The 481-nt window shown below is 49.5% G+C and carries 1 protein-coding gene; it reads right to left on the reverse strand.

The genetic code is table 11. The annotated features are described in order from the left end of the window. Positions 1–259: 259 nt before the first annotated feature. Positions 260–481, reverse strand: a 222-nt coding sequence (locus E4S61_RS25680) for a HalOD1 output domain-containing protein (RefSeq protein ID WP_167768599.1), incomplete at its 5' end; no start/stop codon positions are given.

Raw genomic sequence — 481 nt, forward strand, 5'->3', positions numbered from 1 at the left:
TATGGGTACCCTTGTGTAAAGCCTTTTCTTCAACTTCTCAGGGTCGTATAGTTATTGGCGACCGCGACCAGTGTGGCGAGACCATGCGGAGAACCGGCTCCAATTCAGCATGCGATGGCAAAATACCGAATCCCCGGATAGATGCACGCTCTGTACTGACCAATCCACAGTACATTAACTAAGTCGTCACGCTCTGTTTTAAGCAGAGAGTGGCGGCATACTCGCTCAGTCGGTGTGTGTACTACACAGTGATTTTCGGTCAGGTAGCTTCGACTGTGAGAAACTCACCATCATATATCTCTATTCGAGAGTTGCTGTATACGAATGAGACACAGGTGTTCTCTTGAGATGTGAGTAACACCTCTAATGCGTCAGGGTCTATTGCTCCGTAGAGCAACGGAAGGTCACTAACGGCAGTCGATTCGAATCTACTGACACCAGCGAGGACAGCTTCGCTCACACGTTCATCTGCGGCGATCTC

It is taken from the genome of Haloarcula amylovorans (genome assembly GCF_004681185.1).
GTDB classification, from domain to species: domain Archaea; phylum Halobacteriota; class Halobacteria; order Halobacteriales; family Haloarculaceae; genus Haloarcula; species Haloarcula amylovorans.